Annotated in this window: 22 protein-coding genes and 1 pseudogene; 20 read left to right on the top strand and 3 right to left on the bottom strand. The window is 36.7% G+C overall.

Annotation, left to right across the window (positions count from 1 at the left end):
* Nucleotides 1-393: 393 nt before the first annotated feature.
* From NST58_RS20460 to NST58_RS20445, 4 genes are all read left to right on the top strand, one after another.
* Entirely contained in the window at nt 394-1,371 is a 978-nt protein-coding gene (locus NST58_RS20460; protein ID WP_339244014.1) for a hypothetical protein, read from the top strand.
* A gap of 114 nt (nt 1,372-1,485) precedes the next feature.
* On the top strand, nt 1,486-1,698 hold the full coding sequence (locus NST58_RS20455) for a DUF255 domain-containing protein (RefSeq protein ID WP_339244012.1): 213 nt from the start codon (nt 1,486-1,488) through the stop codon (nt 1,696-1,698).
* Between the two features lie 237 nt (nt 1,699-1,935).
* The gene (locus tag NST58_RS20450) at nt 1,936-2,778 is read left to right on the top strand and encodes an HNH endonuclease signature motif containing protein (RefSeq protein WP_339244010.1); all 843 of its coding nucleotides are present in this window, start codon (nt 1,936-1,938) and stop codon (nt 2,776-2,778) included.
* A 205-nt stretch (nt 2,779-2,983) separates the two neighbouring features.
* On the top strand, nt 2,984-3,784 hold the full coding sequence (locus tag NST58_RS20445; protein ID WP_339244009.1) for a hypothetical protein: 801 nt from the start codon (nt 2,984-2,986) through the stop codon (nt 3,782-3,784).
* A gap of 171 nt (nt 3,785-3,955) precedes the next feature.
* Here the strand turns inward: NST58_RS20445 and NST58_RS20440 are convergent, their stop codons facing one another.
* Entirely contained in the window at nt 3,956-4,198 is a 243-nt protein-coding gene (locus tag NST58_RS20440) for a helix-turn-helix transcriptional regulator (RefSeq protein WP_339244007.1), read from the bottom strand.
* Nucleotides 4,199-4,531: 333 nt separating this feature from the next.
* On the opposite strand from NST58_RS20440, the gene NST58_RS20435 reads away from it, so the two are divergent.
* The 9 genes from NST58_RS20435 (at nt 4,532) to NST58_RS20395 (ending at nt 11,949) form a co-directional block, all read left to right on the top strand.
* The gene (locus NST58_RS20435; protein ID WP_339244005.1) at nt 4,532-5,179 is read left to right on the top strand and encodes a hypothetical protein; all 648 of its coding nucleotides are present in this window, start codon (nt 4,532-4,534) and stop codon (nt 5,177-5,179) included.
* Nucleotides 5,180-5,224: 45 nt separating this feature from the next.
* On the top strand, nt 5,225-6,979 hold the full coding sequence (locus NST58_RS20430; RefSeq protein WP_339244003.1) for a copper amine oxidase N-terminal domain-containing protein: 1,755 nt from the start codon (nt 5,225-5,227) through the stop codon (nt 6,977-6,979).
* Between the two features lie 428 nt (nt 6,980-7,407).
* Nucleotides 7,408-7,950 (top strand): hypothetical protein, encoded by a 543-nt coding sequence (locus NST58_RS20425; RefSeq protein WP_339244001.1) that lies wholly within the window; start codon nt 7,408-7,410, stop codon nt 7,948-7,950.
* A 69-nt stretch (nt 7,951-8,019) separates the two neighbouring features.
* Entirely contained in the window at nt 8,020-8,463 is a 444-nt protein-coding gene (locus NST58_RS20420; RefSeq protein WP_339243999.1) for a hypothetical protein, read from the top strand.
* 161 nt (nt 8,464-8,624) lie between these two features.
* Entirely contained in the window at nt 8,625-9,305 is a 681-nt protein-coding gene (locus tag NST58_RS20415; protein ID WP_339243997.1) for a helix-turn-helix domain-containing protein, read from the top strand.
* A 460-nt stretch (nt 9,306-9,765) separates the two neighbouring features.
* Nucleotides 9,766-10,314: a site-specific integrase gene (locus NST58_RS20410; RefSeq protein WP_339243996.1), complete on the top strand. Its 549-nt coding sequence runs from the start codon at nt 9,766-9,768 to the stop codon at nt 10,312-10,314.
* 75 nt (nt 10,315-10,389) lie between these two features.
* Nucleotides 10,390-10,647, top strand: coding sequence for a hypothetical protein (locus NST58_RS20405; protein ID WP_339243995.1), 258 nt, complete (start codon nt 10,390-10,392; stop codon nt 10,645-10,647).
* 166 nt (nt 10,648-10,813) lie between these two features.
* Nucleotides 10,814-11,140, top strand: a complete 327-nt coding sequence (locus NST58_RS20400; RefSeq protein ID WP_339243994.1) for a hypothetical protein — start codon at nt 10,814-10,816, stop codon at nt 11,138-11,140.
* A gap of 197 nt (nt 11,141-11,337) precedes the next feature.
* Nucleotides 11,338-11,949, top strand: coding sequence for a hypothetical protein (locus NST58_RS20395; RefSeq protein WP_339243992.1), 612 nt, complete (start codon nt 11,338-11,340; stop codon nt 11,947-11,949).
* Between the two features lie 50 nt (nt 11,950-11,999).
* Here the strand turns inward: NST58_RS20395 and NST58_RS20390 are convergent, their stop codons facing one another.
* A complete protein-coding gene (locus NST58_RS20390) occupies nt 12,000-12,173 on the bottom strand; it encodes a hypothetical protein (RefSeq protein ID WP_339243991.1) in 174 nt (57 codons plus the stop codon).
* A 111-nt stretch (nt 12,174-12,284) separates the two neighbouring features.
* On the opposite strand from NST58_RS20390, the gene NST58_RS20385 reads away from it, so the two are divergent.
* The 7 genes and pseudogenes from NST58_RS20385 (at nt 12,285) to NST58_RS20355 (ending at nt 24,049) form a co-directional block, all read left to right on the top strand.
* Nucleotides 12,285-13,796 (top strand): recombinase family protein, encoded by a 1,512-nt coding sequence (locus tag NST58_RS20385; RefSeq protein ID WP_339243989.1) that lies wholly within the window; start codon nt 12,285-12,287, stop codon nt 13,794-13,796.
* A gap of 525 nt (nt 13,797-14,321) precedes the next feature.
* Entirely contained in the window at nt 14,322-17,429 is a 3,108-nt protein-coding gene (locus NST58_RS20380; RefSeq protein ID WP_312148155.1) for an ATP-binding protein, read from the top strand.
* Nucleotides 17,422-18,327, top strand: a complete 906-nt coding sequence (locus NST58_RS20375) for an RNA-binding domain-containing protein (RefSeq protein ID WP_038593750.1) — start codon at nt 17,422-17,424, stop codon at nt 18,325-18,327. Before NST58_RS20380 ends, NST58_RS20375 begins: the two co-directional genes overlap by 8 nt.
* A 358-nt stretch (nt 18,328-18,685) precedes the next feature.
* Nucleotides 18,686-18,805 (top strand): annotated as a pseudogene (locus tag NST58_RS20370) (DUF255 domain-containing protein); the annotation flags it as partial.
* Nucleotides 18,806-19,029: 224 nt separating this feature from the next.
* Nucleotides 19,030-20,811 carry a hypothetical protein gene (locus NST58_RS20365; protein WP_312148150.1) on the top strand — a complete coding sequence of 594 codons (1,782 nt, stop codon included), beginning with the start codon at nt 19,030-19,032 and terminating at the stop codon, nt 20,809-20,811.
* A 949-nt stretch (nt 20,812-21,760) separates the two neighbouring features.
* Complete coding sequence (locus NST58_RS20360; RefSeq protein WP_248548598.1) at nt 21,761-22,849, top strand: DUF1648 domain-containing protein; 1,089 nt, start codon at nt 21,761-21,763, stop codon at nt 22,847-22,849.
* A 210-nt stretch (nt 22,850-23,059) separates the two neighbouring features.
* Nucleotides 23,060-24,049, top strand: a complete 990-nt coding sequence (locus NST58_RS20355; RefSeq protein WP_339243984.1) for an aldo/keto reductase family protein — start codon at nt 23,060-23,062, stop codon at nt 24,047-24,049.
* 8 nt (nt 24,050-24,057) lie between these two features.
* Here the strand turns inward: NST58_RS20355 and NST58_RS20350 are convergent, their stop codons facing one another.
* Nucleotides 24,058-24,957 carry a LysR family transcriptional regulator gene (locus NST58_RS20350; protein ID WP_248548599.1) on the bottom strand — a complete coding sequence of 300 codons (900 nt, stop codon included), beginning with the start codon at nt 24,955-24,957 and terminating at the stop codon, nt 24,058-24,060.
* Nucleotides 24,958-24,995 lie beyond the last annotated feature (38 nt).

Genomic DNA, 24,995 nt, shown 5'->3' with positions numbered 1-24,995 from the left:
CTTCGGATAACAAGGTATTCATGCTATGGGACTCTTGGCCCGAAACGGGCTTGAGAAGGTAGGGAAGTAGAATTAGCGGACAACCCAGTAAGCGTAAGTTTGAGGACTCGTTCCCTGCCGAAGACAAATAAAACGGAGAGCCCTGCCTTAGGACTCTCCGTTTTATCGTTTGAAGTATAAGGAACATATCAGTGATATCCTTCCAATTAATAGTATAATAAGACAATAATTCATTGTGACGTTCAATCTAATAATATTTGTTTATTGTGATACTCTTGGTTGGGTATGAAACTGGATAATATACAGTGATTAATTATTAGAACGTTAATGTGGAATTTCTAAGAATATTTTTTTAAAAAAGTAAAATCGATTATAAGCGAAAGGAGTAAAGTTTTGAATAACACAATAGAAGCTCTTACAACTCCTTCAATTGCTCTTTCTGGGGTTATTGGAACAATTATCGTTGGCGTTGTTTCAGCACAGGCTAAAATAAAGAAGAATCCTTTACGATTTTTTATTCCTTCTGAAGAAAAAGAGTTTATGAGTAGTCCAATGAAATTGTTTAGGTTTACGTATATTTCATTTTTAATTTTTGTGTTTTCTACTGCTTACTCATTATTAATAACTTCTGTACCATTTGATTTGAATGAATTTTCCCTTAAAAAAACATTGAATTTTTTATTTTTTAATATTTATTCAATAATTATAGCAATTGTATTTTTAGCTTCTATGCAAATTTTATCTATGAAAAGTACTCAAAGAAAAATTACTGCCTTTGTTTACGCAAAAAATAGAAAAAGTAAAAGAAGACGTGATTTTATTCTTCTTTCAATGATCTTTTCGTTCGTATACATACTCTTCTTTTCATTGATATACGGTTGGATATGTAATCAACTATTAATTGAACAAGCAAAAATATTAAAGATATCGTACGGGAATTCCTTGGAGATACTATTATCTTTTAATTTTTTAGATAATACTATCTTAGGATTTCTATTATTTTTTACGATATTATATTGGATAATTATGTATCGTGCGAAAAACTTATTTACTTATTTAGGACACTCTAAAATTACAACCAATATATTCCTAAAAAATGGATTAACACTTGAAAATAAAAAAATACTTCATATTGATATCGAGAATAGTTACTTGATTTCAGATTCTGAAAATGATTATGAACCTAATAAATATTTAATTCCTAAAGCAAGCATTGATTATATACGTTTCACAAATATTTATTGTAGCTTGGGAAAAGACATACTTATAAATAATCCTACTATCGTTACTACAAAAGATTTCAATCATGAAGAATTATCTTTATTAAAATCAATAAATAGAAAGAATGAAGCAAATAAATTAGATGTGTAGGTTTTCTTTTCAGTGAAGGTATTGCTAATTTACTCTCTTCATGCGCCATCTCCCCCACCATTTTGGGTAAACTAACCTTAGGAAATACTTTACCTAAATCCAACACGAAACGAGATGATGCCCATGACAACTCAAAAGATACCCAATAGATTAGCCAAGGAAAAGTCACCATATCTGCTGCAACACGCACACAACCCGGTGAACTGGTTTCCTGGGTGGAAGCTTTTGAAATCTTCAAACGCGACAACAAGCGCATCTTCCTATCTATTTAATACAGTGTTAGTTATTGACCTACACGTACATGTCATTGATGAGAGGTTCGCGTGAATCAATTTTTAGAAGCTTTCGCCATTGGAATTGGCGGAGGCTTTTTGTTTAGAAGTAAATACCATTCGTCATATTTTTCCATTTCATTGTATAATAAAAGCATATTCTATGGGTACAATTTGAGTCTCGGTTGTCGTTTATTTAATTGGTTATATAGATTGACGAACTTCGTGAATATAACGTTAACTGAAATTCCCGCAAGGATTAATAATAAACAATTTTAGGAGGACATTAACCGTGTCAATTAATGAAGATATTGTTGCTGAGGTATTAGTTAAAGCTGCCAGACATTGTTGTGTTTGTAGGCAGTTTCTACCTCTAAGTATTCAAGTTCATCATATTATTGAGAGAAGTGATGGTGGAACTGATGAAATTGATAATTTAATTCCAGTATGTATTCAATGTCACGGTCACATTCATACCATTCCTCATATGACAAGGAAATTTACAACAAAAGAACTTAGAAAGTGTAGGGATACTGTATATGAGATGGTTTCAGTTGGAAAACTCCCTGCAACTAAAGCTATGACAAGTAATGAATTAGAAGTGGTTTCTGCTCTTTTGGCTGAAACCTTGAGGAACTCGAATAAAGACGAAGTATTAAGCGATGAAGCGATTAAGCTTTTATCCGCTACTCTTTGTGAAGAATCCAATATTAAGATAAACAAGATTTCAGAGACATCCTCTATGATTATTATTGGAAATCAGCATTTTATTCCGAATGAAAAGTACGTTGGACAATATCCAAAACCAATCATTGAACTATTAACCCATGGATTAATTAAATCCATGGGAGACACGCTGGAAATTACAGCTAAAGGATCGAGATTAGTAAGTGAACTAGTTCAAACAACCTCCACATACACTCAGAAGAAAGTTAAATGCTTAAATTGTAGTTTGCATTTTATTATTTGTACTTGGGATAAAGATAAACATGACAGTGATTCGTTATGTTGTCCTGAATGTGGGCAAAGCCATGGGTTATTTGTCATCTGGACTCAACAGAAATTTGGATTTATTTTTCAAGATGTTCCTGGAAATGCCATGTTATATGATTCTCCAAGATTGAAATCTAGGTGATAATAATTAGTCTGGAATAGCTTCGAAGAAGGGAGCCTCAGTTAACACCATATCCACGCATTCGGCATGCGTCCTCGATCAACTGGAAATGTCTTTGGCAGTGAAGCCTATTCAAGTGACAACCCTGCGAAGCTAAATCCGTCGGACCCGGCACAATGCTCCTTAAGCCTTTCGGATTCGTGAACACAATTTCACTTAGAAAGAGATGAGACTAATTCAAATAACAAATGAAATAACAAATGAGCAAATTTCATTACTTACAAAAGAAGGATACATTGCTTCTACTACCATTGGTTATGGATTAAATGCTTTGAGTAGAGCAGGAATTTATGCTCAAGGAGAATATTATCAAGCTTTTTTTCAGTTATCTATAGGATTAGAAAGATTAATGAAGCTTATTATCATCCAAAATTATAGAGGGATAAATAATTCATTTCCCAGCAATGGTATTTTAAAAAACTTTGGACATGATTTAGTAGAACTTTATGAGACTATCAACAACCTTGAGTCAAATGATGGAACAATAGTAGATGATGAATTATCCAAATGGATTTTAAGATTCCTATCAGAATTTGCTAAAACAACTCGATATTATAATCTAGATACTTTAACAGGAAGGACGCAGAGAAGAAACCCTCTTGAAGAATGGAACGATATCCAAGAAGAAATTTCAAAAAGACACTCCAAAAAAAATAAAATACAGACAGAGATGGATGATCGTCTAGCATTAGTCTTAGATGAAATTGGAATAGCAATGGTTTTTAATGAAAAAAATGAAGTAATCCGAAGTCCAGGAGACTTATTAAAAAAAGCAGCATTACACAAACACGTTCAAGGTTATGCTGTTTATTACACTTACCTAATAGTACATAAGCTTGTAAAGATATTAGATAATACGGAATCTTTGTACGGGTTATTTCCTTACCTATGGGAATTTTTCACATACTTTTTGGGTGGATTATCGAAGATGGAAGTACGAAAAAAGAAAAATTGGATAAGAACTTAAGATGAAACTGCGCATAACACAAATTCACGCTGTGGGGCTCGCGCCCCTTGATTCGAACCTGGCTTGAGAAGGCAGGGACGTAGAATTAGCCGGACAACCCTGTAAGCATAAGTTTGAAGACTCGTTCCCTGCTGACTACTATTACTGACAAACAAAACGGAGAGTCCTATTCTAGGACTCTCCGCTTTGTTTATTTAATTGGTCCTCAACCAATCCTACTAACTCAGCAGCTTTCATATCCAGCGCCGCTGCAATAGCAAGTAATGAATTTAAAGTGGGTTGATGAATTCCTCGTTCTAGCATGGATATGTATGTTCGATCAAGATTACTACGGAATGCCAATTCTTCTTGGCTCACCTTCTGCTTCTTGCGAATACTTTTTAATATCTGTCCAAAAATAGCTTCTGAGTTCAAAGGGATACCTCTTTTTGAACTCATTATCCTTGTGTTTGCAACTATATTTCCACGGAGTATACTCTACAAAATGATGTAAATATCTATTTTTTTGTGATATGATCTGACTGGAAGTAGTAACATATACCAATCGAAGAGGAGCATGAATGAAATGAAAAATTGTCCTAATTGTGGAGATCAAAAGCAACATCTGGATTCTTTGTACAAATGTACGAATTGTTTCAAGGTATATTGTTCTCGTTGTGGCAACAATAGCTGCCCACAATGTGGTAGCGGTGGAGTTACCTTAGAAATTGTTACAGACTAATTCAAATAGAGTGGAGAAGAACTGATATGGAACAGACAAAGAAGAAAATGCGAGGTAAATGGTTCATAATGTCATTGGTTGGCCTTATCTTGCTTGCTGGTGTCGTAGGTTATTTTTTTAATGACAAATACAATTGGATAAGTAGTGCTTCTACAACACCTAATTATGACTACACACCAGATCAATTTACAGCAATGGACTTATCTATCTTTGATACTAAAAAGAAAAAGCAAATCGGCTATGGAATGGAAAAGCCCGAGGTAGAGAGAATTATTGGAAAACCTATAGACAAAGGTATGGAATTTCCAGCATCGCATCCGCTCGAATCACTGATATATCCAGATGGATTACAGATCGTCTACAGGCTTGACCGAGTCGTGGAAATAATCGTGTCTGCTGATGGATTGAATAGATATGTAACTATGAGGAACATTGGACTCAGCAATGGCCCCAATGATCATCTGGTGGTATATGGACTTAAACCGACTGTATCAAGTGAAGATTGGGATACATACATGATTGAAAAAATAAATAACAGCTTCAATAAATTAAATGAAAATGCATATGCAGAAAATCAGGATTTAACGGTTTATCAAATTTCATTTCAAAGGGAAAATGGAAAACTTGTATCTATATCGATTTCAGATATGCTATTTGCAGTGAAACACTATTAAATAAGTTCCTACGATGTGATGTTTAAATGAAGGAGACAACAAAAAATGTGGAAAAGAATAAATAAAATGATAATGCTAGTATTGGTCCTAATATTAGCGGTAACTGCTATACCTCTAGGAGCATTTGCAACTAGCAATGACATCAAAGTTACAATCAACGGCAAACAGCTGTATTTCGATGTGAATCCGCAATCTATTGATAGTAGGATATTCGTTCCTATGAGAGGAATCTTTGAAGCTCTTGGCGCAGACATTAAATGGGATGGGAAGACACAGACTGTTACAGGCTCGAAAGGGGAAACGACGGTTAAGTTAACGATAAATCAAAAGCAAGCATACATAAACGGCAAAACGGTTAATTTGGATGCTCCGGCTACAATCGTCAAAGGTAGTACTTTGGTTCCAGTACGTTTTATTGCAGAAAGTCTTGGAGCTGATGTGAAATGGGATGCTTCGACTAGCACGGTGATTATTTTGCAAGGGGAAGTTACGGCAAGTGATTACTATTACTTCCTATATAATAGTAAAAGTGTTTCTGCTGCTGACTTGACGGAGATTAAAAGCTACATTGGAAAGTTTCGCAGCACAAACAACATATTGCTGGATGTGACAGAGGCAAAGGATGTAGTTGAAATCTACAAGAGGCTACAATCTGATTCTACTAAGCAATCAGGTAACCTACTGGGTATTCAAATCTTTGGAGCTTCTGAAGATGTTCCGGCATTCAATTATTTGAGTAAAACAGCCACCATTTTTCCAGATCGGAGTATGAGCAGATTTGATTTAGTTTTAAATGGAGAGCCGTTCCTTACAGATTATTTCTATTCAAATTTCAATAATGATTCTGCTCAGCTAAAAAAAGAAATAAGCCCTTATGCGGTATTCGATGAGAAAACAGTTAAAATTGACTTTGATCCTCAATGGAAAGTAGTTAGACTTCCTCTTTCTAAGGGTGAAATTGAAGGTTACTTCAAACGATTTGATGAATACACCACAAAACGTAACGCTCAAAAATCTGTTTCAGTTGTAAACTTCTCAAGTCCAACTTATGGAAATATCCCTGGAACGCCTGAGGATGGAGAAGATTTCCGAGATCTAAACGATGAACGTAGACTTCTTTATCAAAAAGATGATTATAGCTATGTACTTCAACGTCTGGATAAAGAATTTAACATCTTGAAGAATTATCGTTTGTATGGCAACCAACAAGGCGACATCAAAGTCAAAACAAATGTATCTGGAGACTACACCAAGGATAATGTTGCTAAAGAAAATGGAACTGGAATTGTTGACTTTTTCTTTAACGGAGCAGGTAATTTCACTAAGACAAAATTCAAGGTAGTTGAAAGAGGGGACGAAGCGCCTTCTATTGGCTCAGATTCATCTGAAAAGATTATGACACCTGATACTGTAAACAAAGTGCTATCAAAGAACTATTACACCATGATTATGATGCAAGCAGAAGACGCTAAAAATCTCAGCAACAAGAGTTTGGTCCATGAAATGATGGCAAATGGTAAAGCTATTAGCGTATTTGCAGGAAGCAATAAGGTTTTACCAGGTGGATTAAATAATATTGCTTCCTTGGAAGATATGAAACCAACTTTGTATTACTTCACATACAATTTCTACAAGAACCAAAGTGAAGGTTTAAATAGAACAGATAGTTATTTCAACGCTTCAAAAGTATTTGTAACTGAACTATTGAATCATCAAGAGTTGAAGTGGGACCCCAATTTTGAGTTTGGGATTACAAATATTGCTTCACTTCATAATCTTGGGGTTATCGAATACAACTAAAGGTAGCAACTATTCAAGCCGGCTCCCGTTGAGGGAGTCGGTTTTTTAATAAATGAAGACCAAGTAATAGTAAATGTGTCTAAATAGTGAACGTAAATAGATTTAAAATATAAATGTAAGCGGTTTAAAATATGAGTACTCATTTTCTGCAAAAATGTTAGCGTAGCGCCTAATCCTCTTCTCATGCATAATACATTTATAAGTTAATGACATGGAGTTGATATTATGAATTGAAGAAGATAAAAATGAAATTAATGAATCGATAAATTATCTGATCTTTGACAACAGAATAGTATGAATCGTTATGACCGCACAATACTACCTTTGGCTTGCGGTTATTTGGCATGTTTGTTTTAGGCAAACGAGGCAAGTACCAGTTATATAGCACCAAATGCCGATCAAATACACACTAAGGAGATGCGAAAAATATGAATATTGATAATGTGAAAAATCTTGATTGGAGTAATGACTTTACTTACGGAGCTGAGTTTGAATTTAAGAAAAATGAAATGTATGAAACATCAGAAGGTGAGTATGAACGTGATGAGGAAAAATACGTGCATGAAGAAGATTATGGATTTAATGATGAGGGAGCGGCAATGTCTATGTCGATGAAGCAGAATAATGATCTTAATTTGTATAACAGGGATCAATGCCGAATTAATGCACTATTGTATTACGCTGCTATCCATGGATTAGGAATTAGATTACATGAATCGGGAGCGGAGCAAGATATGTTTGAGTGCACTATTCACCTGACCTCCCAATGTGTTGAAGCAGAACTATCTGTGACATTCTTATGTGAGGAATTCTGTGAAGCGATATTTGAATTCGGCACAGGCAGGGTTGAAGTATTTACAGAGATTGCAGGGACGATGGAATGTGAATATTATAGCTTTTCAGATGCCTTCCAACTGATTATGGACTTCATTGAATTTGCAGCTACTGACAAAAAGGGTGAAATTATCTAGATAAATTGATGTAATTATAATTCTTGAAAAAAGCAGTTTAACAAAAATCGAAGAAATGAGGAATTAAGTATGGATTGGGTTGAAGGGACATTAAAAGTTCGTGGGGACAAAAGCGATATTAAGAAATTTTTGATTGGAGCAATTGAGTCTGTTGATGAGAAAGAATGTTTAATAACGGAGGACGAAAACGAGATCGTAGTAAGGCTCCCAGATAAAAGTGAACGATTTTATGTGAAGAATTCATACAGAAACTTTATTTATGGTTCGAAAATTGTTTGGGATAAAGTGTGTGAAGTGCTTCTCATTCCAGGTTATCACGGTCCCGCAAGCATTGATACTAAACATTTAGCAGCATTGTCTGCGGAATATAATGTGGATTTGAAAATATTAGCATATTTGCAAGGAATAGAATACAGCATTGATTTTGAAGTGCATAAGGGAAAAATCATTAAAGAAGAAGAAGCCACTGATGAGGATTATATATGGGAGTGTCCACACTATTATGATTGTTGACCAGGTTCCGCAATAGAAAATACAAGAGCTTAAAACATGATGAAACCTTGGTCTAGAAGTTCTCAGGCACCTCCCAGATGATTTAAAAGTCTAGAGGTAATAGATATCCATATTAAGTTAAATGCTCTTCTGGCGAGCTTTTGTCGCCAGAAGAGCTAAAAATGAAAATGAAAAACTGGAAAATGGTCTGGACGCTGGAAGGTTGTCTCTCACATCGCGGGCAATTTTCAAAAGTTTTTTCCAGAAATGACAAACAAGATGAAAGAGGTCGAAGAATGAAAATACAGCATGTGCGAGTTCCCTATTCATTAATTGAATTAGATATTTCAAATCAAAGTAAATATGTGTATATAGCGATCATGCGCGCACGTTCGGGACATAGCAAGAGAATTAAAATTTCGATGAATAAAATAGTAGAGAACGCAGGTCTTAATGAAAGAATGGTGCGTCAACATATATCAAAATTGTGTCGGTATAATATGTTGTCTCGTAAGCAAATAAATTATGGGGTCGGATTATATGGGTGTAACACCTATACGATTGAATGCGATGAACGTAAATTTGCGGAGATTCCTCTATGCATAGCCTATGAGAAACAACTAAAGGCTTCTTCTCTAATTGCATATTGCATAATGAAAAAATACACGGATATAAGGGAAAAGAACTACACCTGCTATTTATCTCAAGAAGAACTAGCAAAATATTTAAAATGCTCTTTGAACCATGTGAACAAGATAAAACGGGACTTGAAGAATACAGGATTGATAACCTATGAATATAATAGTAAAAAAATTGTATTAACCTATGAACAACAAATGAATAGCAACATTGAAAATCTTTAAATAGGGAGTATTCATTAGAGTCCATATTAATTAATTTTGCATGACAAAAAACGAAAAGAGAGAAGCTCGCAATATGCAGCGAAGTCATTTCGCTGCACTATTTCGAGCGCTGCGAGAAATAGTACTATCTAGAAAGAATATATAGATAAAGATATATAGAATAGTAGGCAATTTGGGATTATGCAGAGTGCAATTAAGGATTAAGTAAAGTGCAGTTTGGGATTAAAACTAATGGTTAAGTAAGTTAACTCAGAATGAAATTCCAGAAAGTTAAAGTAACTGCTTAATCATGAATGTAACACAACTAAATAGTGTTACATAGGCCAAATGACCACGAGGGTAGGCGGGGTAAGACATCCGGGTTCTTTTCGGCGCCATGCAGCTTTGCCGTTTACGTCGAAAGTAACACAATATATAATTATTATATAGTTAGTTACATATAGTTAGAGAGGTGTTTGGTATGGAATATGTAGAACCTATCCGTAGTAAGAAACAGATTGATGCTTTGAAGAAGTATCTGCGAGGGCAGAATATCCGAGATTATCTATTGTTTGTGCTTGGCATCAATTCAGGGTTGCGGATATCTGATTTGCTCAAGCTTCAGGTGGAAGAGGTGTACAATCAAGATCGAATCAGCCTTCGAGAGCAGAAGACAGGTAAGAGAAAAGATTTCCCCTTGTCGGATACCTGTAAAAAGGCCATCCAGGAATACGTAAAAGCAACAGGTCATAAGTCAGGAGCGCTGTTTGCCAGCCGCAAAGGTGGGAATCCAATTAGCCGAGTACATGCTTACCGGATACTGAGTGAAGGGGCAAGCCGTGTTGGCATTAAAGAAGCCGTTGGAACGCATACCTTGAGAAAGTCGTTTGCCTTTCATGCTTACCAAAGTGGTGTAGATATTACCCGTATTCAAAAGCTGCTCAACCATTCAGCACCGAGTGTCACTCTGGCGTACATAGGAATCACTCGACAAGAGCTGGATAATGTTTATTTCAATCTTAACCTATGAAGACGTTAACGGATGTAATACATCTGGTTAACGTCTTTTTCATTTTCAGTAGCACATGAGGGAGGCGCACTACTAATGAAGGAAATCATCAATGCCAAAGGAACGAACATTTATCCGGGACAAGTAAAGCTTATGTGGGTTGCAACTTGCTCTTGTGGGAATAAGCTTGTACGAGCAATGAAAGAATCTGGTTTAAACATGTATGTTGGTAAAGAACGTTTTTCCTGCAAACAATGTGGAGAACGCTTACAGAAGAAAGGACAACATTATTTTAAAGGAGATCAGATGATTAGTCGGGAGCAGGTATGGGCGGCAACTGATTTTGATGAATAGCTTTTTTCTAAGAATAGCCTTGAAGTGGTTAAAGTGTTAATTCTTTGTTCGATGAATCTTTACACTTTCATGTGAGGCTATTCCATCAGGTTATGTTCTGCTCAACAAGATATATGCTTAAACTGAGCCGCAGAAGTGGAAAAAACGTGTTCAGGAAGTGTCAATTATGGATAAACAAATGCTGCTGATGTTTGCAGATGCCATTAAGCGAAAAAGGTTACTACGAGTTACGTTTACAACCAGAAGTGGAGAGGAACGGAATAGACGATGTGCGCCGCTGGATTTGGCACCTAGTGAACGAGCAAAGAACAAATTTTACAAATATCATATGTGGGACTTGGATAGCGAGCCAAAACCGCATTTACTGAGTTTAAGTCCAGATCAAGTTATCCAACTGGAGATAACCACAGAGCCATTTATACCGGAGCAGATTGTAACCTGGACAAGGAAGAACCCTTGGACAATCATTAGGGATTGGGGAAGCTTGTCGTAAAGCGTGCAGGCTAAATTCATTTAAATCAAGCTTTATGAGCCTGTAGTGTAGAAATTCACTATGGGCTTTGTTTTGTCTTTTAAATGAAGATACATAGCAAAATAGTTACTATATTAAGCTGAAGAAACGGTGTACGTGGGTCAAGCATGTTGATAAGATCGACTCAAGAAAAATACCAATTTATAGGAGTTAAAGCGATGGCAAATAAGAATAGGGTTTCAGGCAGAAACAGCCGTGGAAGTAATCAGGTTAAACAGGAAGGTGAACAAACGATGTCAGAACAGCTTCAAAGTGAAAATGATCAGACAAGTATAGAGGCAGAAGAAATTCAAGTTCATGAAGAGACAGGGCAAGAGCAAGTCCAACAAGAAGAGCAAGTCCAACAAGAAGAGCCAGTCTTAGCCCAGGAAGAATCAACTCCACCTGAGGTAGCTGCTAATGAGAATATAAATGAAAATCCGATTATTCAAGAAGAACAGGCTATCGTCTCTGAACAAGGGGATGGTGAACAGCAGCATGAAGATTCATCACAGCAGGAAGTAATATTAAATGAAGCAAATATACAAGAGTTACAGAAAGAACTAAACGATGGCAAAGAAGAGCCGCCACTTGCCATTGAAGATATTGTAAAGCCAGGAAAATTTGGAGTAACGAACAGCCAAATGATCCCGGCCATTAAGCAAGTGATTGAGGATGGCTCAGTGGAAAAGCTAAGGATGCTTCGTTCCATGTATCTGTATTCCTTCGAGAATTCACTAAGGTATCTAAAGAAGTCGGAACGGGAATTCATTCAAAATAACTTGAAATAGAACGAGCCGGAGCATGCATTGGTCATGTGCTCCGGCTTGTTTTTATTTTGTTAATTTTTCTGACTGTCTTGCGTAGAATGATGCACTTTGGGGAGAGGTATGTCTATCTCGGCCTCGGCTTGGACAGTTTGGCTCAATATCTCGACCACATGCTCATGAAATTGCCGCAACGCTTTGCCGGATGGCTGATTAACTTCTTTGATTACATATTCACATTTCTTCATGAATCGTTCCTCCAAGATTTTACAGTTGTCATATTCGATGATGTGTCATCAAAAATGCTCAACATTCTACTTGGATGGCGACAAAAATTTAACAAGTTTGGAGTAGAAGCTATGATGGAAAGCAAAACAATTAAACACGTAGCCGTTTATTTAAGAAAATCACGAGATGATGGTGAGTTTGAAGACATTCTCTCGAAGCATAGGGATACCCTTCTGACCTTGGTCGAGAATCGCAATTGGACCTATAGGCTATATGAAGAAGTGGCCTCGGGTGAAAAGATCGAGTCCCGTAAGGAAATGCAGAAGTTACTTCGGCATGTTGAAGACCAGCTCTATGATGGAGTAGTGGTCATGGATATTGACCGTTTAGGGCGTGGAGAAAACAAGGATTGGGCACTCATTAAAGATACATTCTTAAACTCAGAAACAGTCATTATCACACCAAACAAGATATACGATCTGGAAATAGACAATGACGATGTATCCTTTGATTTCATGTCTATTTTTGCCCGAATAGAGTACAAAACGATTAAACGAAGAATGAAGCAAGGCAAAGAGGCCGGGGCGAAGAAAGGCATGTGGACAAATGGAAAGCCACCGTTTCCATACTATTATGATAAGAACACAAGGTCGGTACTGGTGGATGAGACGAAGCGTCCGATTTACCGAGCGATTGTAGAGAAATATCTTAATGGAACAAACCTTGGTCATATTGCCATTTGGTTGACGGATAACAAGATACCCACGCCATACAACATTAAGCCCGATGGAAAGAACAAGGGCTGGTCAAATATTACGGTTCAACGGTTGCTGGCAAGCGAAATCCATTTGGGTTACATCACTTATGGCAAAACCCGTTCCAAGCGTGGTCAGGTGGAATTGGTTCCCGAAGAAGAACAGATCAAAGTCATGGGCACACATGAAAAGCTGAAAGCACCGGAAGAACATGAAGCAATTATGGAGCGGCTGCTTAAGAATCGCATGTTGAATCCCAATTCAAGACGTAACATTTTTCCTTTGTCAGGCTTACTTTATTGTGAGAAATGCGGTTCGCGGATGAGGTTCCGGGTGGGAGAGAACAAGAAGCAGGGGCAGCACTGGAGTGCATTGTGCTATCACCAGTACAAAGATGGAAGCAAATGTGAACAGCGTGGCAAGATAATGGATACTGATTTTTTCAATGCTCTGTATGATCGGATTATCCATGTTGATCCAAACATTTTGCGGGAGATTGAAATGCATGGCAGTCGGTATAATGATACTCAAGTGATCATCGAGGTCAAAGTGCAGGAATTGAAGAAGCAGAAACGAGCGTTGGACAAGCTGCATGAATCTTATGAAGAGGACATGATAACGAAGCAGGTATTTTTGGAGCGTAAAGCTATCCGGTCAAGGCAGATACAGAAGCTGGAGGAAGAGTTGAAGGATTTGCGGAAGGTTGTAGTAGATGAAGGCAATTATCCGACTGTGGAGCAGATATATGAGCGGATAGGGGAGTTTAGGGAGTTATGGGGCGCTGCGGTGACAAGTGAAGAGAAGAATCGGGCGTTGAAGAAGTTAGTGGAGCGGATTGTGTATGATAGGGAAGGGAATCGGGTGGAGCTGACGGTTTGTTATAAATGAAGATTGATATATTCGTTCTTATTGCTTTCTCCTCACATGTTGAGTGCTGTGTGTTGTTGGTTAGGGAGTAGTGAGTTGGAGCCACATTCACCTGTTTAAATAGCTACTTTGCCCGAAGCTTCTAGAGTTCGGGCTATTTGTTATAACCAAAGTAATTAATTCAGCGTAAGACATTTGATGAAGATACCGTTTGTTGGATAGAGAATAGTATATATAGGACTACTTAAAAATGATGCTCCTGTCACTTGAGGAGGTCTTTTTTTGTTGCAAATGGGAAAAATTTCTGGAATTTAAAACCTAAATGGTCTATGCTTATTGTAGTTTTAGTATGTGTATAAATGATAGATTGTCAAGTTTTATTGATAGAAACCATCCAGAAGATTTTCCGGAATGAAATAAATAGGACATATAAAAATCTTCCTGCAAAGTAGGAGGATGTGAGTTTGGATAGATCAATGGAAGCTTTGTCCCATTTGTCTCGACGAATATCGAGAGGCTATTTTATTACAAGGGAGTAGATAGTTTATGACGTTTCGTGAGAAAATCCAACAATTGCGTAAAGGTGCAAGCGAGGCTCAATCTGCAACAAAAATTATCGATAAGCTCAAGGCCCTTAAAGACAGCAATGGTCCAGATACATCGTATAGATGGATATGGGAGTTGATTCAAAACGCTAAGGATGTCGTGAATGCAAGTGGATTCGTTGATATCGAGATTAAATTTAGCGAAGTTAATAAAACTATTGAATTTAACCATAATGGTCGATTGTTTACGACTGAAAACATAGTTTTTTTGATTGAGCAGGTTTCAACAAAAGAACGCTCATTGACCGCTGAGAACAAAAAGAAATCTACTGGTAAATTTGGAACGGGTTTCTTGACGACTCATTTGCTTTCTGAGAAAGTTCAGGTGCATGGATTTCTACAAGATGATAATGAAAGCCCTCGTTCCTTCAAGACGTTATTAGACAGGACTGGACAAGATAAAACATCAATTATGAATGCCATAAGTGACAGTTGTGATATGCTGGACAACGGAACAGAATGTGCTGTTGATGAGAGTCAAATGAATACAAAGTTTGTTTACGAATTGGATAGAGTAGGGATAGAAACAGCAAAGTCAGGCCTAAAAAATCTTCTAATTTCTATTCCATATGTATTTGCATTTGTGCCAGAGTTAAGTTCAATAACCGTTAGCATGGATAATTATGAAAGAGTGATTCGAAGAGGGGGGAAATTATCTGTAGAACTTCAATCTGCTAATGTTACCGAGGTACAAATCTCAACATCAAAAGGCGAAAACACTACTTTCGACAATAGGTATGTCTTTGTGCAAGCGAATAATGAGGTATCGATTGCTGTAGAAATTAAAAAAAACAGCACAAATGAAAAACATTTAATTGGGCTGCATAAGGAATTGCCACGGATTTTTTGCGATTTCCCCTTATTAGGCACTCATGACTTTGCATTTCCGGTAGTTGTCAATAGTCCATTGTTTAATCCCACAGAGCCCCGTGACGGCATCCCCTTGATTCATTCCGAGCGTTCAGGTGGTGACTCAGATGAGAACAGAAAAAGAATTATAGAAGCAATAAACCTATATAACGATATGCTTGACTATTTTTCAACGAAAGGTTACAAAGACCTCTATAATATTGTTAAGATTTCTGAACAATCCGAAAAAAATTGGCTCGATTCAGATTGGGTTGAGGAAATTCTTATTCATCCAATCAAAGAGCATATAAAAACAACTACTTTCATTCATAATAGTTTGGATGAAATTTGTTCTCTTTATGATGTTTGGGGTACCTCAAGCATTTTGATTATGAAAGATGAAACTCCTGAATATAGAAGTAAAGTTTGGGAGTTGTCAAATATATTGATGCCTGCGAAGATGACCCGAAAAGATGAAATCGAAAACTGGTACAACTCATTGTGGGTGGAGTGCCGCAATTTTGGCATTGTTGATCTAATTAAAGAGGTTGAGGACTGCGGTAATTTGGTGACCCTGAGTACTCGTTTGGGCTGTGATTCGATAAAATGGCTTAACGATTTAATTATTCTTCTATATCATAATTCAAGTAAGTTCATTGCTGAATTAGGGCGTAATCCATCCATTCTTCCTAACCAATGTGGCGATTTCTTACCTTTGGACAGAATATATGCTGAAAACAATATCGGCGAAATGTACAAGGATATAGCCTTAATTGCAGGTATTAATTTCAGAGAAAGATTGCTTGATAACAGGGTTTCAAAAGATTACCTGCAAGGGTTACAAGAATTTAACTTAAAGAATGTATTTAGTGAGCTTATTCAAACCCAAATTAATCAAGAAACAAAACCTGAATTTTATAAAGCTATCATCAATCTTCGTGCAGGAAAAAATGAAAAGCAAAATGAGTTTGTTGATATTGCTAAATGCCTATATCCAAATTGCTTTGATCATTACAGCAGAGTAAATTATCTTAATGATAAACTGCTCTCCGACGCATTGAAGTTTTGGAGGGAGAAGATTTGTATAGATTTAAGTGACTGTGCTTCTATTAGTAGTGTCCTTGTTCATTATGACTTTCAAAATGACAGAGAAGTAGCTGAATGGGTTTCAAAATTGGCAAACCATTTCAGAATATGTGAGGATGAAAACTTACTTGATAGATACGCTGTTTTACCAAATCAAATTGGGGAATTTATGTGTAAGAGTGAAATCTTTTTTGACGACGGAAGTCTTAATGAAATTCTAAAAGACGCGGCTACGTATTCAGGCAATGACGTAAGGGAAAAAATGTTGTTTGAAGGCATTGCAATTGAGTTACCCTTAAACCGAACTATATCGCTTGAAACTATAGCTCCAACAATCACTGACTATGTTAGAAATAACAATAAATCAATAAGACTAAACGATTTCGAGCTTAGAGAAACATTTAGAAACACTTGCGCATGGATTAGGGATAACCGCAAAGATAGTAGAGTTAGTAAGTGTTTTAAAGAACTTATAGAAAATCTTCATTGGTTCTATGACGATGAAGAAATTGCTGAAAGTATGGCAAAGTCAGAACAGTATGATGAAGTTTTAAAAAGATATAATGTAGCTGATATAAATGAATTGGCGAATATACTTGCAACTCAATCATCTGCGGTGAGCGAAGCTATTAGCATTTCAAAAGAACTTCTTGCTCAGTGGGGTATATCATCAGAAGAAGAACTTCGTAAGGCTCTGTCAAAGAACGTCTTTGGCTCTGCCCAGATTCATCAATCTACAAATAGTGCTGAGCTCTTTAGTTACGTTAAAAATATTCTAAATCGCTCAAGAACGAATATTGTAAACTTCTTATATGAACATGATGATTACGAGTTTGACAAAGACAATCTTCAGCTTATAGAAAATACAGCAAATACGATTTTTAGAGTTCGTAAATTAGGGCGAGAAATTTATATTATTGCTAGACCTTCGGATTTTGAACAAATAATTTTGTACTACGATACTGAAATAGATCTGCTGGATTTCGATAAAGATTGTGAACTATGGGTGGAGAATGAAGTTGATCCAATCCCCAAAAAAATTACTCTTGGCAGAATACTGAAATTGACGGGGGTAAACAAAATTCCATTGAGGAGTTTAAAGAATAATGATTGATAGACATACAATCAGTACGTTGTTAGGTTCAACATCTTTTAAGAACCTAGTCGGTGTAGGGATGGAATTAAAGCCGTATGAATTGGCTTTGCTTATGTTGCGTGCATTAGACAACTCCGAAGAATATGGGTATATCGTGATGGGTGTATCTAAGCTTATCAACAATTACGCGGTTGTTGGGTTAAGCCTCACGGTTAAAGACAGTGCTAAAGAACCTATCTCTACTGCATTGAGCCTTATATCCGTTGAACTTGAGGTTGAGTACGATAACATAGATGTTAATGGGAGAAATGTATTTGTAATAAAGTTGAAGAATAGCCCCAAAGCTCTTTCTATGAATTTTACAAGAGATCTCGATTCGCAAGAAGGTTTTATCAAAAATTTAATTGTAGCTTGTTTAACTTTACAAGCAAGAAATTATTATTCTAATGCAAGTGAAGACGAGCGTAATGATTATATTGGTGACATGCTTGCAGCCATCGGTTATAACATAAAAGACCAAACTAGACGAGGAAGTTCTTCGTCAGGCAAAGGTTCTGGTGAACTTGATATATTCGTGTCAAAAGACAGATTACCGTTTACTGTTATTGAAGCAATGAATCTTAGTTCTTTAAGTACAAACTACATTAACGAGCATTTGGATAAGATTTTTTCATACGATACTTCAGGTAATAAATTCAATGTATGCCTATCTTACGTCAAAATCGCAGACTTCAATTCGTTTTGGGAAAGATATTCTGCGCATGTGACGAATCACAGCTATCCTGCACCTTTGCTCTCATCAGATACAAGTATCGATGATGAATATGGGTATTCAGAATTAAGAATAATGAAGACCAATCATAATCGTTCGAGTAGAACGGTTATCTTGTATCATATTTGTGTCAAAATTCATTGATTTATATTAGATAATATGAAGGGTTGGAGTGAAGCTTGCTCTATGATATTTGGAACAATACATGATATGGCATCCTACTATAATAAAAGTTTTATAAATCAAAGAACCCCAGAAAACAGACAAGCATGCCTGGAAATGGCGATTACAAGGTATTTTTCTGATTTGGAAAGTGTTCGAATACTGACAAAAGAAACTTTTTAAAGATTGTAGTTACTTATGGGTATATTAAATGGTGGTGTTAATGACTATCATGAGCAAATACTTCAATTGTTTTCACTGCGCCTTCCCCCACCTTTTTGGGTAAACTACCCCTAAGCAATACTTTACCCAAATTCAACACGAAACGAGGTGATGCCCCATGACAACTCAGAAAGTACCCTATAGATTAGCCAAGGAAAAGTCGCTGTAATTGCTGAAACAGGCACACAATCCAGTTGACTGGTTTCCTTGGTCGGAAGAAGCTTTTGACAAAGTCAAGATAGCTTTAGTGCGCAAAAATTCTAGATAATAAAAAAATTCACCAATAAAACGTAACCACTTATTTTTCAATAGGTGGTTAGTTTTTAGTTTATAATAAAGTTACATAATGTAGAGCGACCTTCTACTAATTCTATATCTATTTTAGAAGAAATCAGAATCAGCCGCAAATAAAATTCGCTTGCAGGAAACAAAAATATTTCTAATGAAATGGGGGCTTTATGAATGGAGGTTAATCCTAAAGATCCTATTGTTCGTTATGCAATTTTGGAAGCACATGGTTTTCAATGCTATTATACTGAAAAATCATTGAATATGTTTAATGCAACAATAGATCATATAGTTCCGCAATCTTATGAAGGTAAATTAGACGAACTAAATGAATATAAGAGAGTACTTGGTCATGATGTAGACATAAATCATTTGTATAATTTGGTTCCTGCAACCTGGAAGATAAATTTATTAAAAAGCAACAAATTATACGAAGTACCACACGCAATTTTTTTAATAAATCGGGCAAAAGAAAAAGCCTCGGAAATAATAAAAAGAATCCAAGAGTTGAGGAATTTTAAAGATTTCGAAAGATATCTTGCGGCAATAAGCGCTTACATTAGTAGTTCAAATAACCCAAGGATAGAGTTTTCAAAAATAGTAGAATTATTACCTGAACAATTTGGTCCTTTTGAGAATAAAAGAGAAGTTACATCTGAGCATTTTTCAAGAAGTCTGCCTTCGGTAAGTCTTATGGCATTTTTACCTAGGATTTATGAGCAGTGTGGTAGTTGTTGTTTTGAATTCAGAAGTGTCTTTGTTAGTGATTGTATGATCACACTTTCACATAAGCAAATTACCCAACAACTGTTTTTAGGTTTGAATACTGATTACAAATTAGAGAAAAGAGGTTTTATAGTAGGTAAGCATTTTAATCTTCCAAATCTGTATTATATACAACTTGGTAATAATCGTTTTACATTAAAGGAAGAAGAAGTTGAAGATCTATGTAAAATAATTGATGACTTTGGAGGAGTTTTTGTTAAACGATTTCAATCAATTGAAAACAAATGGGGAGTATCAAATTTTTGTGAGTTTGATCCATATGAATGTTCAGTAAAACTTATTGAAATTAAAAGAAGTTTATGGAGGAAGATGATTGAGTTTTCGTGGGAATTTGATTATGCAAATGGAAATTCAGAATGGCATATATTTAATCGTACAAATGGCACTATAATGCTTTATCCAAATCGTATAATCTTGACAAGACTAGAACCTGAGAACATAGAATCTTATCATTATGAATCTTATATGAATCCCGATGAAACTTTATGGATTAAATGGAAGAGGTATGATAATCGATTAATAAAGGACGAAGAACCTTGGACGGCGGAACAGACATTTCATTGGTTGACAGAAAAGTTTATTCCTTATGTTGTCTATTACTATGAACTAGTCAATATAAAGAAACGCTGGTTTGAAAAAAGTATGGCTTTTCTTGAATTCAGTAACGATTTTAAAATTGACAACTACATAATAAATTCTAGTTTTCAGATAAAAAGAGACTTTAAACTTATTGACAGTGCTGATGATTTGTTATCTGAGATGTGTTCATTACAAATGTTTTTTAGTACTAACCCAAGTATTTCTTTATCTCTAGAAGAGATCAAGTCTATTTTTTTAGGAATAAAGTATATTCTGATGAATATAGAGTTACCAAACTACTCTTACTATTACATAAAAAAGAAAATTAATTATTCAATGCTTGAAAAAAATAATCATATGGATGCAATAGCTTTAATTAATCATAAATTAGAGACTATTGTTGAAGAAAATATAACTTTGGGGCAAATTGGTGAGTTATTTAAGTGCTATATTGAAGCACTTAAATGCAAGAATGCAATAAATAATCTTAATAAAATAGTCATTAAGGAAGTTATTAAACTACTCGAACCAATTTGGGAAAGATATTATTTTATTGAATACATAAAGCGAATTGGTAAAGATAACAATTAGAATTATTGTGTAGAGCAAGTTATTGACCCACACGTACCTGTCATTGATGGGATGTTCGCGTGAATCAATTTATAAAACACCTGCTAATAAATATTGGTGGGATTTTTTTGTTTTAAAGTATAGTTAGCAATCTTAATAATCTTCCATTTGATGATACAATATAAACATGATTTAAAAGGACTATTTCAAATACGATGTGTTCGTTTAATTTATTATTTTTCTTATACTTAAAAACTTCGTTATTACGATATGTGAAACATGTGGACTGGTTAAAAAAGAGAAGAAAGTAACCATGCAAGTATATGCATATGTGCAACAGTACTAGACGATATATCATTAAACAGAGGATCAAAAGTGTGAATGATACTAATTAGTATCTACTCCGCTTCATGAGTTGCATCAGTAGGAGATCCAACTATGAACTACATCATTGAAGAAGTAAAAAGAAATAAGCATATTACCCACACAAGTCATCCAAATTGCAGAATATTTAATTCAATATTGATATTGGTTAAGAGTTGCCGGAACGATACCTTGCGCATCACAGACTTCCATAGCACATGGACACAGGAACATGTGGAGTTGGATGAAAGTGTGGACAGCATGTACTATATTAAGCATGGACGGACTTATTTATACTCTGACGCAGTAATCCGCACCATTGCAGATAAGAGGCGAGTCCTTTACCAACACAGAATTTCAAACAGATGTAATTGCCATAATTGAGTTGTCAGATGAGTAGCTTTGCGCAGCAAAAAAACTGGATAAATTGTTAATTTCACCCCTATAGTCACTAAAATCGATTATAATAAAATTTATGTTCAAGTCGATCACCTATCCTAAGTTAATAGGATCATCATACGCAAAAAGGCATAGTGCTCAATTGCCTATGCTATAAGGGTTATAGAGTTTTCAAATACACACTTATGTATAAGAGGAGGCGAATGATATGACGATAATGCCTGTTATAGTAATGATCTTTGTATTTGTACCTGCCATTGTACTCATGGTATGCATGCCTTATTTAACAAAAGAGACGATTAGTTTTGGGGTCACCGTCAGCCCTGTACAATTCCATAGTGAGCCTCTGCGCCAGATGCGGAAGTCATATGCTAGGATTAGTGCTACCGTGCATACCATCCTATTCATGGTTTGTATCCTCTGTCTAATATACGGTGATGAACATTCCAAGCAACAAAGTTGGATCATTGTCACTTATTCACTCGCCATGGTCGGAATCTCCCTAGTCATAAACATTAGCTATCATTTCAAAATGAAAAGTTTACTACCTATGCTGCCTATTGCTCTGGAACCATCGATCATGGCAGTGGACACTGGATTTCGGAAAAGAAACATTGGCTTGTCTAATAATTGGTTCCTCATTCATGTTTTAATTACTGTTGTTAGTATTGTAACTGTGCTGCGCAACTACGATCTGATTCCTGATCAGATTCCGATCCATTACAACAGCAGTTGGAACGTAGACCGCTATGCAGCTAAATCTTTTAGTTCTGTGTTTATGCCTACGATCATGCAAGTGTTCATAACACTTTTGTTCATATTTGAGAATTGGAGTATTCGCAGAGTAAAGCAGCAGGTTCAACCCAATGATCCTAACCGTTCGATCAGACAAGACGCAGCTTACCGCCGTACTTGGTCATATTTTATGCTTACAGCAAGCTTCTTAATAGTTATCCTGTTTTCCGTCGTGCAACTAAACATGATATCTCTGCTTAACATGAGTTTCGCTATCCCTATTATCCTAATCATAATAGCCCTTGTCATCCTATACGCCTTGGCCTTAACGTTCTGGGCTGGTCAGGGCGAAAGCCGCTTGGAGCGATCTGCCGATAGCTCCAATGTCAGACCTGTCCATGACGATGATAAATGGCGATTAGGTATGATTTATTTCAATCGCAAAGATCCAAACCTAATCGTCAAGAAAAGGCTCGGAGTCGGCTGGGGATTAAATTTCGGTCACCCAGTAAGCTGGCTGTTTTGGCTCGGAATTATTGTACTGTTAGTTGTGGTGCGGTAACAAGGCTTGGAGGTTAATACTCACCGGAGTATAGGCGAAGTTAGAGTTTCGAAACAGAATATGTACCGAAAAAAACGCCTAAAGGGCGTTTTTTATTATCTTTAAGGATCTCAGTAATATCTTTTTTGAATTAAATCGCATCTTAAAGAGTATTTCTCGTATTAATATCTCTTTGTTACAATCAGATTGTTATCTAAAGGAGGGTATAAAATGAACTATCGTAAATTAGGAACGAGTGGCTTACATCTAAGTGAGATTGCTTATGGTAATTGGATTACACATGGTGCTCAAGTGGACAATGATACTGCCCATGCTTGTGTTCGCGCTGCATTGGATGTAGGGATCACAACATTTGATACTGCAGATGTATATTCCGATACGAAAGCTGAGATGGTGCTGGGCCAAGCATTAAAAGGAGTGCACAGAGCTGATATCGAATTGTGTACCAAGGTGTGCCATCCCACAGGGACGGGACGTAACGCAAGAGGTCTGTCTCGCAAGCATATTATGGAGGCGTGCCATGCTTCACTGAACAGATTACAGACCGATTATATTGATATCTATTATGCGCATCGCTTTGACGCATCAGTATCCCTTGAAGAGACCTTTTTGGCTTTTTCGGATCTGGTGCGTCAAGGTAAGGTTCTCTATGTCGGGATAAGTGAGTGGACGGCGGATCAGATAGCAGAAGGTGCTGCTTTGGCGAGAGAATTAAAGGTGCCATTAGTGGCTAGTCAACCTCAATATTCGATGTTATGGCGCGTGATGGAGACGGAGGTAGTTCAAGCTTGTGAGCGGGAAGGGATTGGACAGGTGGTCTGGTCACCGCTTGCTCAAGGGATTCTTTCAGGCAAATATATGCCAGGTCAACCATTGCCAGAGGGTTCTCGTGCTTCAACAGCTGCGGGCTCACCATTTATGAATAAATTGGCGGGGCAGTGGCTTCGGACTGAGGTGCTTGAGGCGGTCTCGAATCTCTCTTCCATCGCCAGTGAAGTTGGGTTGACGCTTCCGCAGTTGGCTATAGCATGGGTGTTGCAAAATCCACAAGTCTCATCTGCAATTATTGGGGCATCCAAACCTGAGCAGGTTATAGAAAATGCCAAAGCTGCGGGAGTTCGTCTGGATAGGGAAGTGATGTTGGAAATCGATAGGGTGCTAGAAGGACTCGTTGAACGTGATCCTAGAAAAACGGGCTGAATATTATATCATTCACCATTAATAACTTCTGAACTCATTTGTCCTATGATCTCTAGTAACGCGGATAAGGAGGCACGATCGCAATCGGTTCTCCAAGCGGCATAAAGGGGAATCGATGGTGTGCTTTCTTCAAAGGGACGAAATGCGACACCTTCACGCTGAAAAATAGCAACTGATGAGGGCACAATGGAAACTCCAAGATTAGCAGCTACCAAGTTTACAATGGTGTACATCTGAATGGCTTCCTGTACAACATTCGGATACATGTCGTGTTGGGCGCAGAAGCTCATAATGAGGTCATGAAAAGGAGCTCCTAAATGACGTGGGAACGATATAAATGGCTCTAAAGCTAAAGAGCGAATGGATAACACCGGTAAATGAGCTAGGTGATGCTGCTCTGGCAAAACGGCAATAAGCGATTCATTGACTAAGGGACGATGCTCGATATGTTTGCCCGACTCTGTATAACGTACAAATCCAATGTGAATCGTTCCTTCATGTAAAGCCTGCCACTGCTGAGCAGACGTCATCTCATGTAATGTGAGTTGTACTTGTGGATAACGTTCCCGAAACATTTTTAACATATCAACCAATACTCCACCAGCTGCAGAATCTATAAATCCAATGTTCAAATGTCCGATAATTCCTTGATCGACTAATTGTGTTGTTTTAATTGAGCGTTCCAGTTGAGATAAAATGGATTTAGCCTCTTCTAGAAATACCGCCCCCGCTGACGTGAGACGAACTTGTCTTTTATTCCGTTCTAATAGTTTCACACCAATCTCATTCTCCAGAGCTTGAATTTGCTGGCTTAAGGGAGGCTGCGTCATATTTAGCTTCTCAGCTGCACGGTTAAAATGCAGTTCCTCTGCTACTGCGATAAAGTATTGTAATTTTTTTATGTCCATATTTTTCATTCTCCCTTGAAATGCTTCTCCAAGCAAGT

Origin of the sequence: Paenibacillus sp. FSL R10-2796, assembly GCF_037965315.1 — a bacterium.
GTDB lineage: Bacteria > Bacillota > Bacilli > Paenibacillales > Paenibacillaceae > Paenibacillus_AQ > Paenibacillus_AQ odorifer.
Note: the sequence above shows the minus strand (reverse complement) of the source record. Positions and strands in the feature narration are given on the sequence as shown.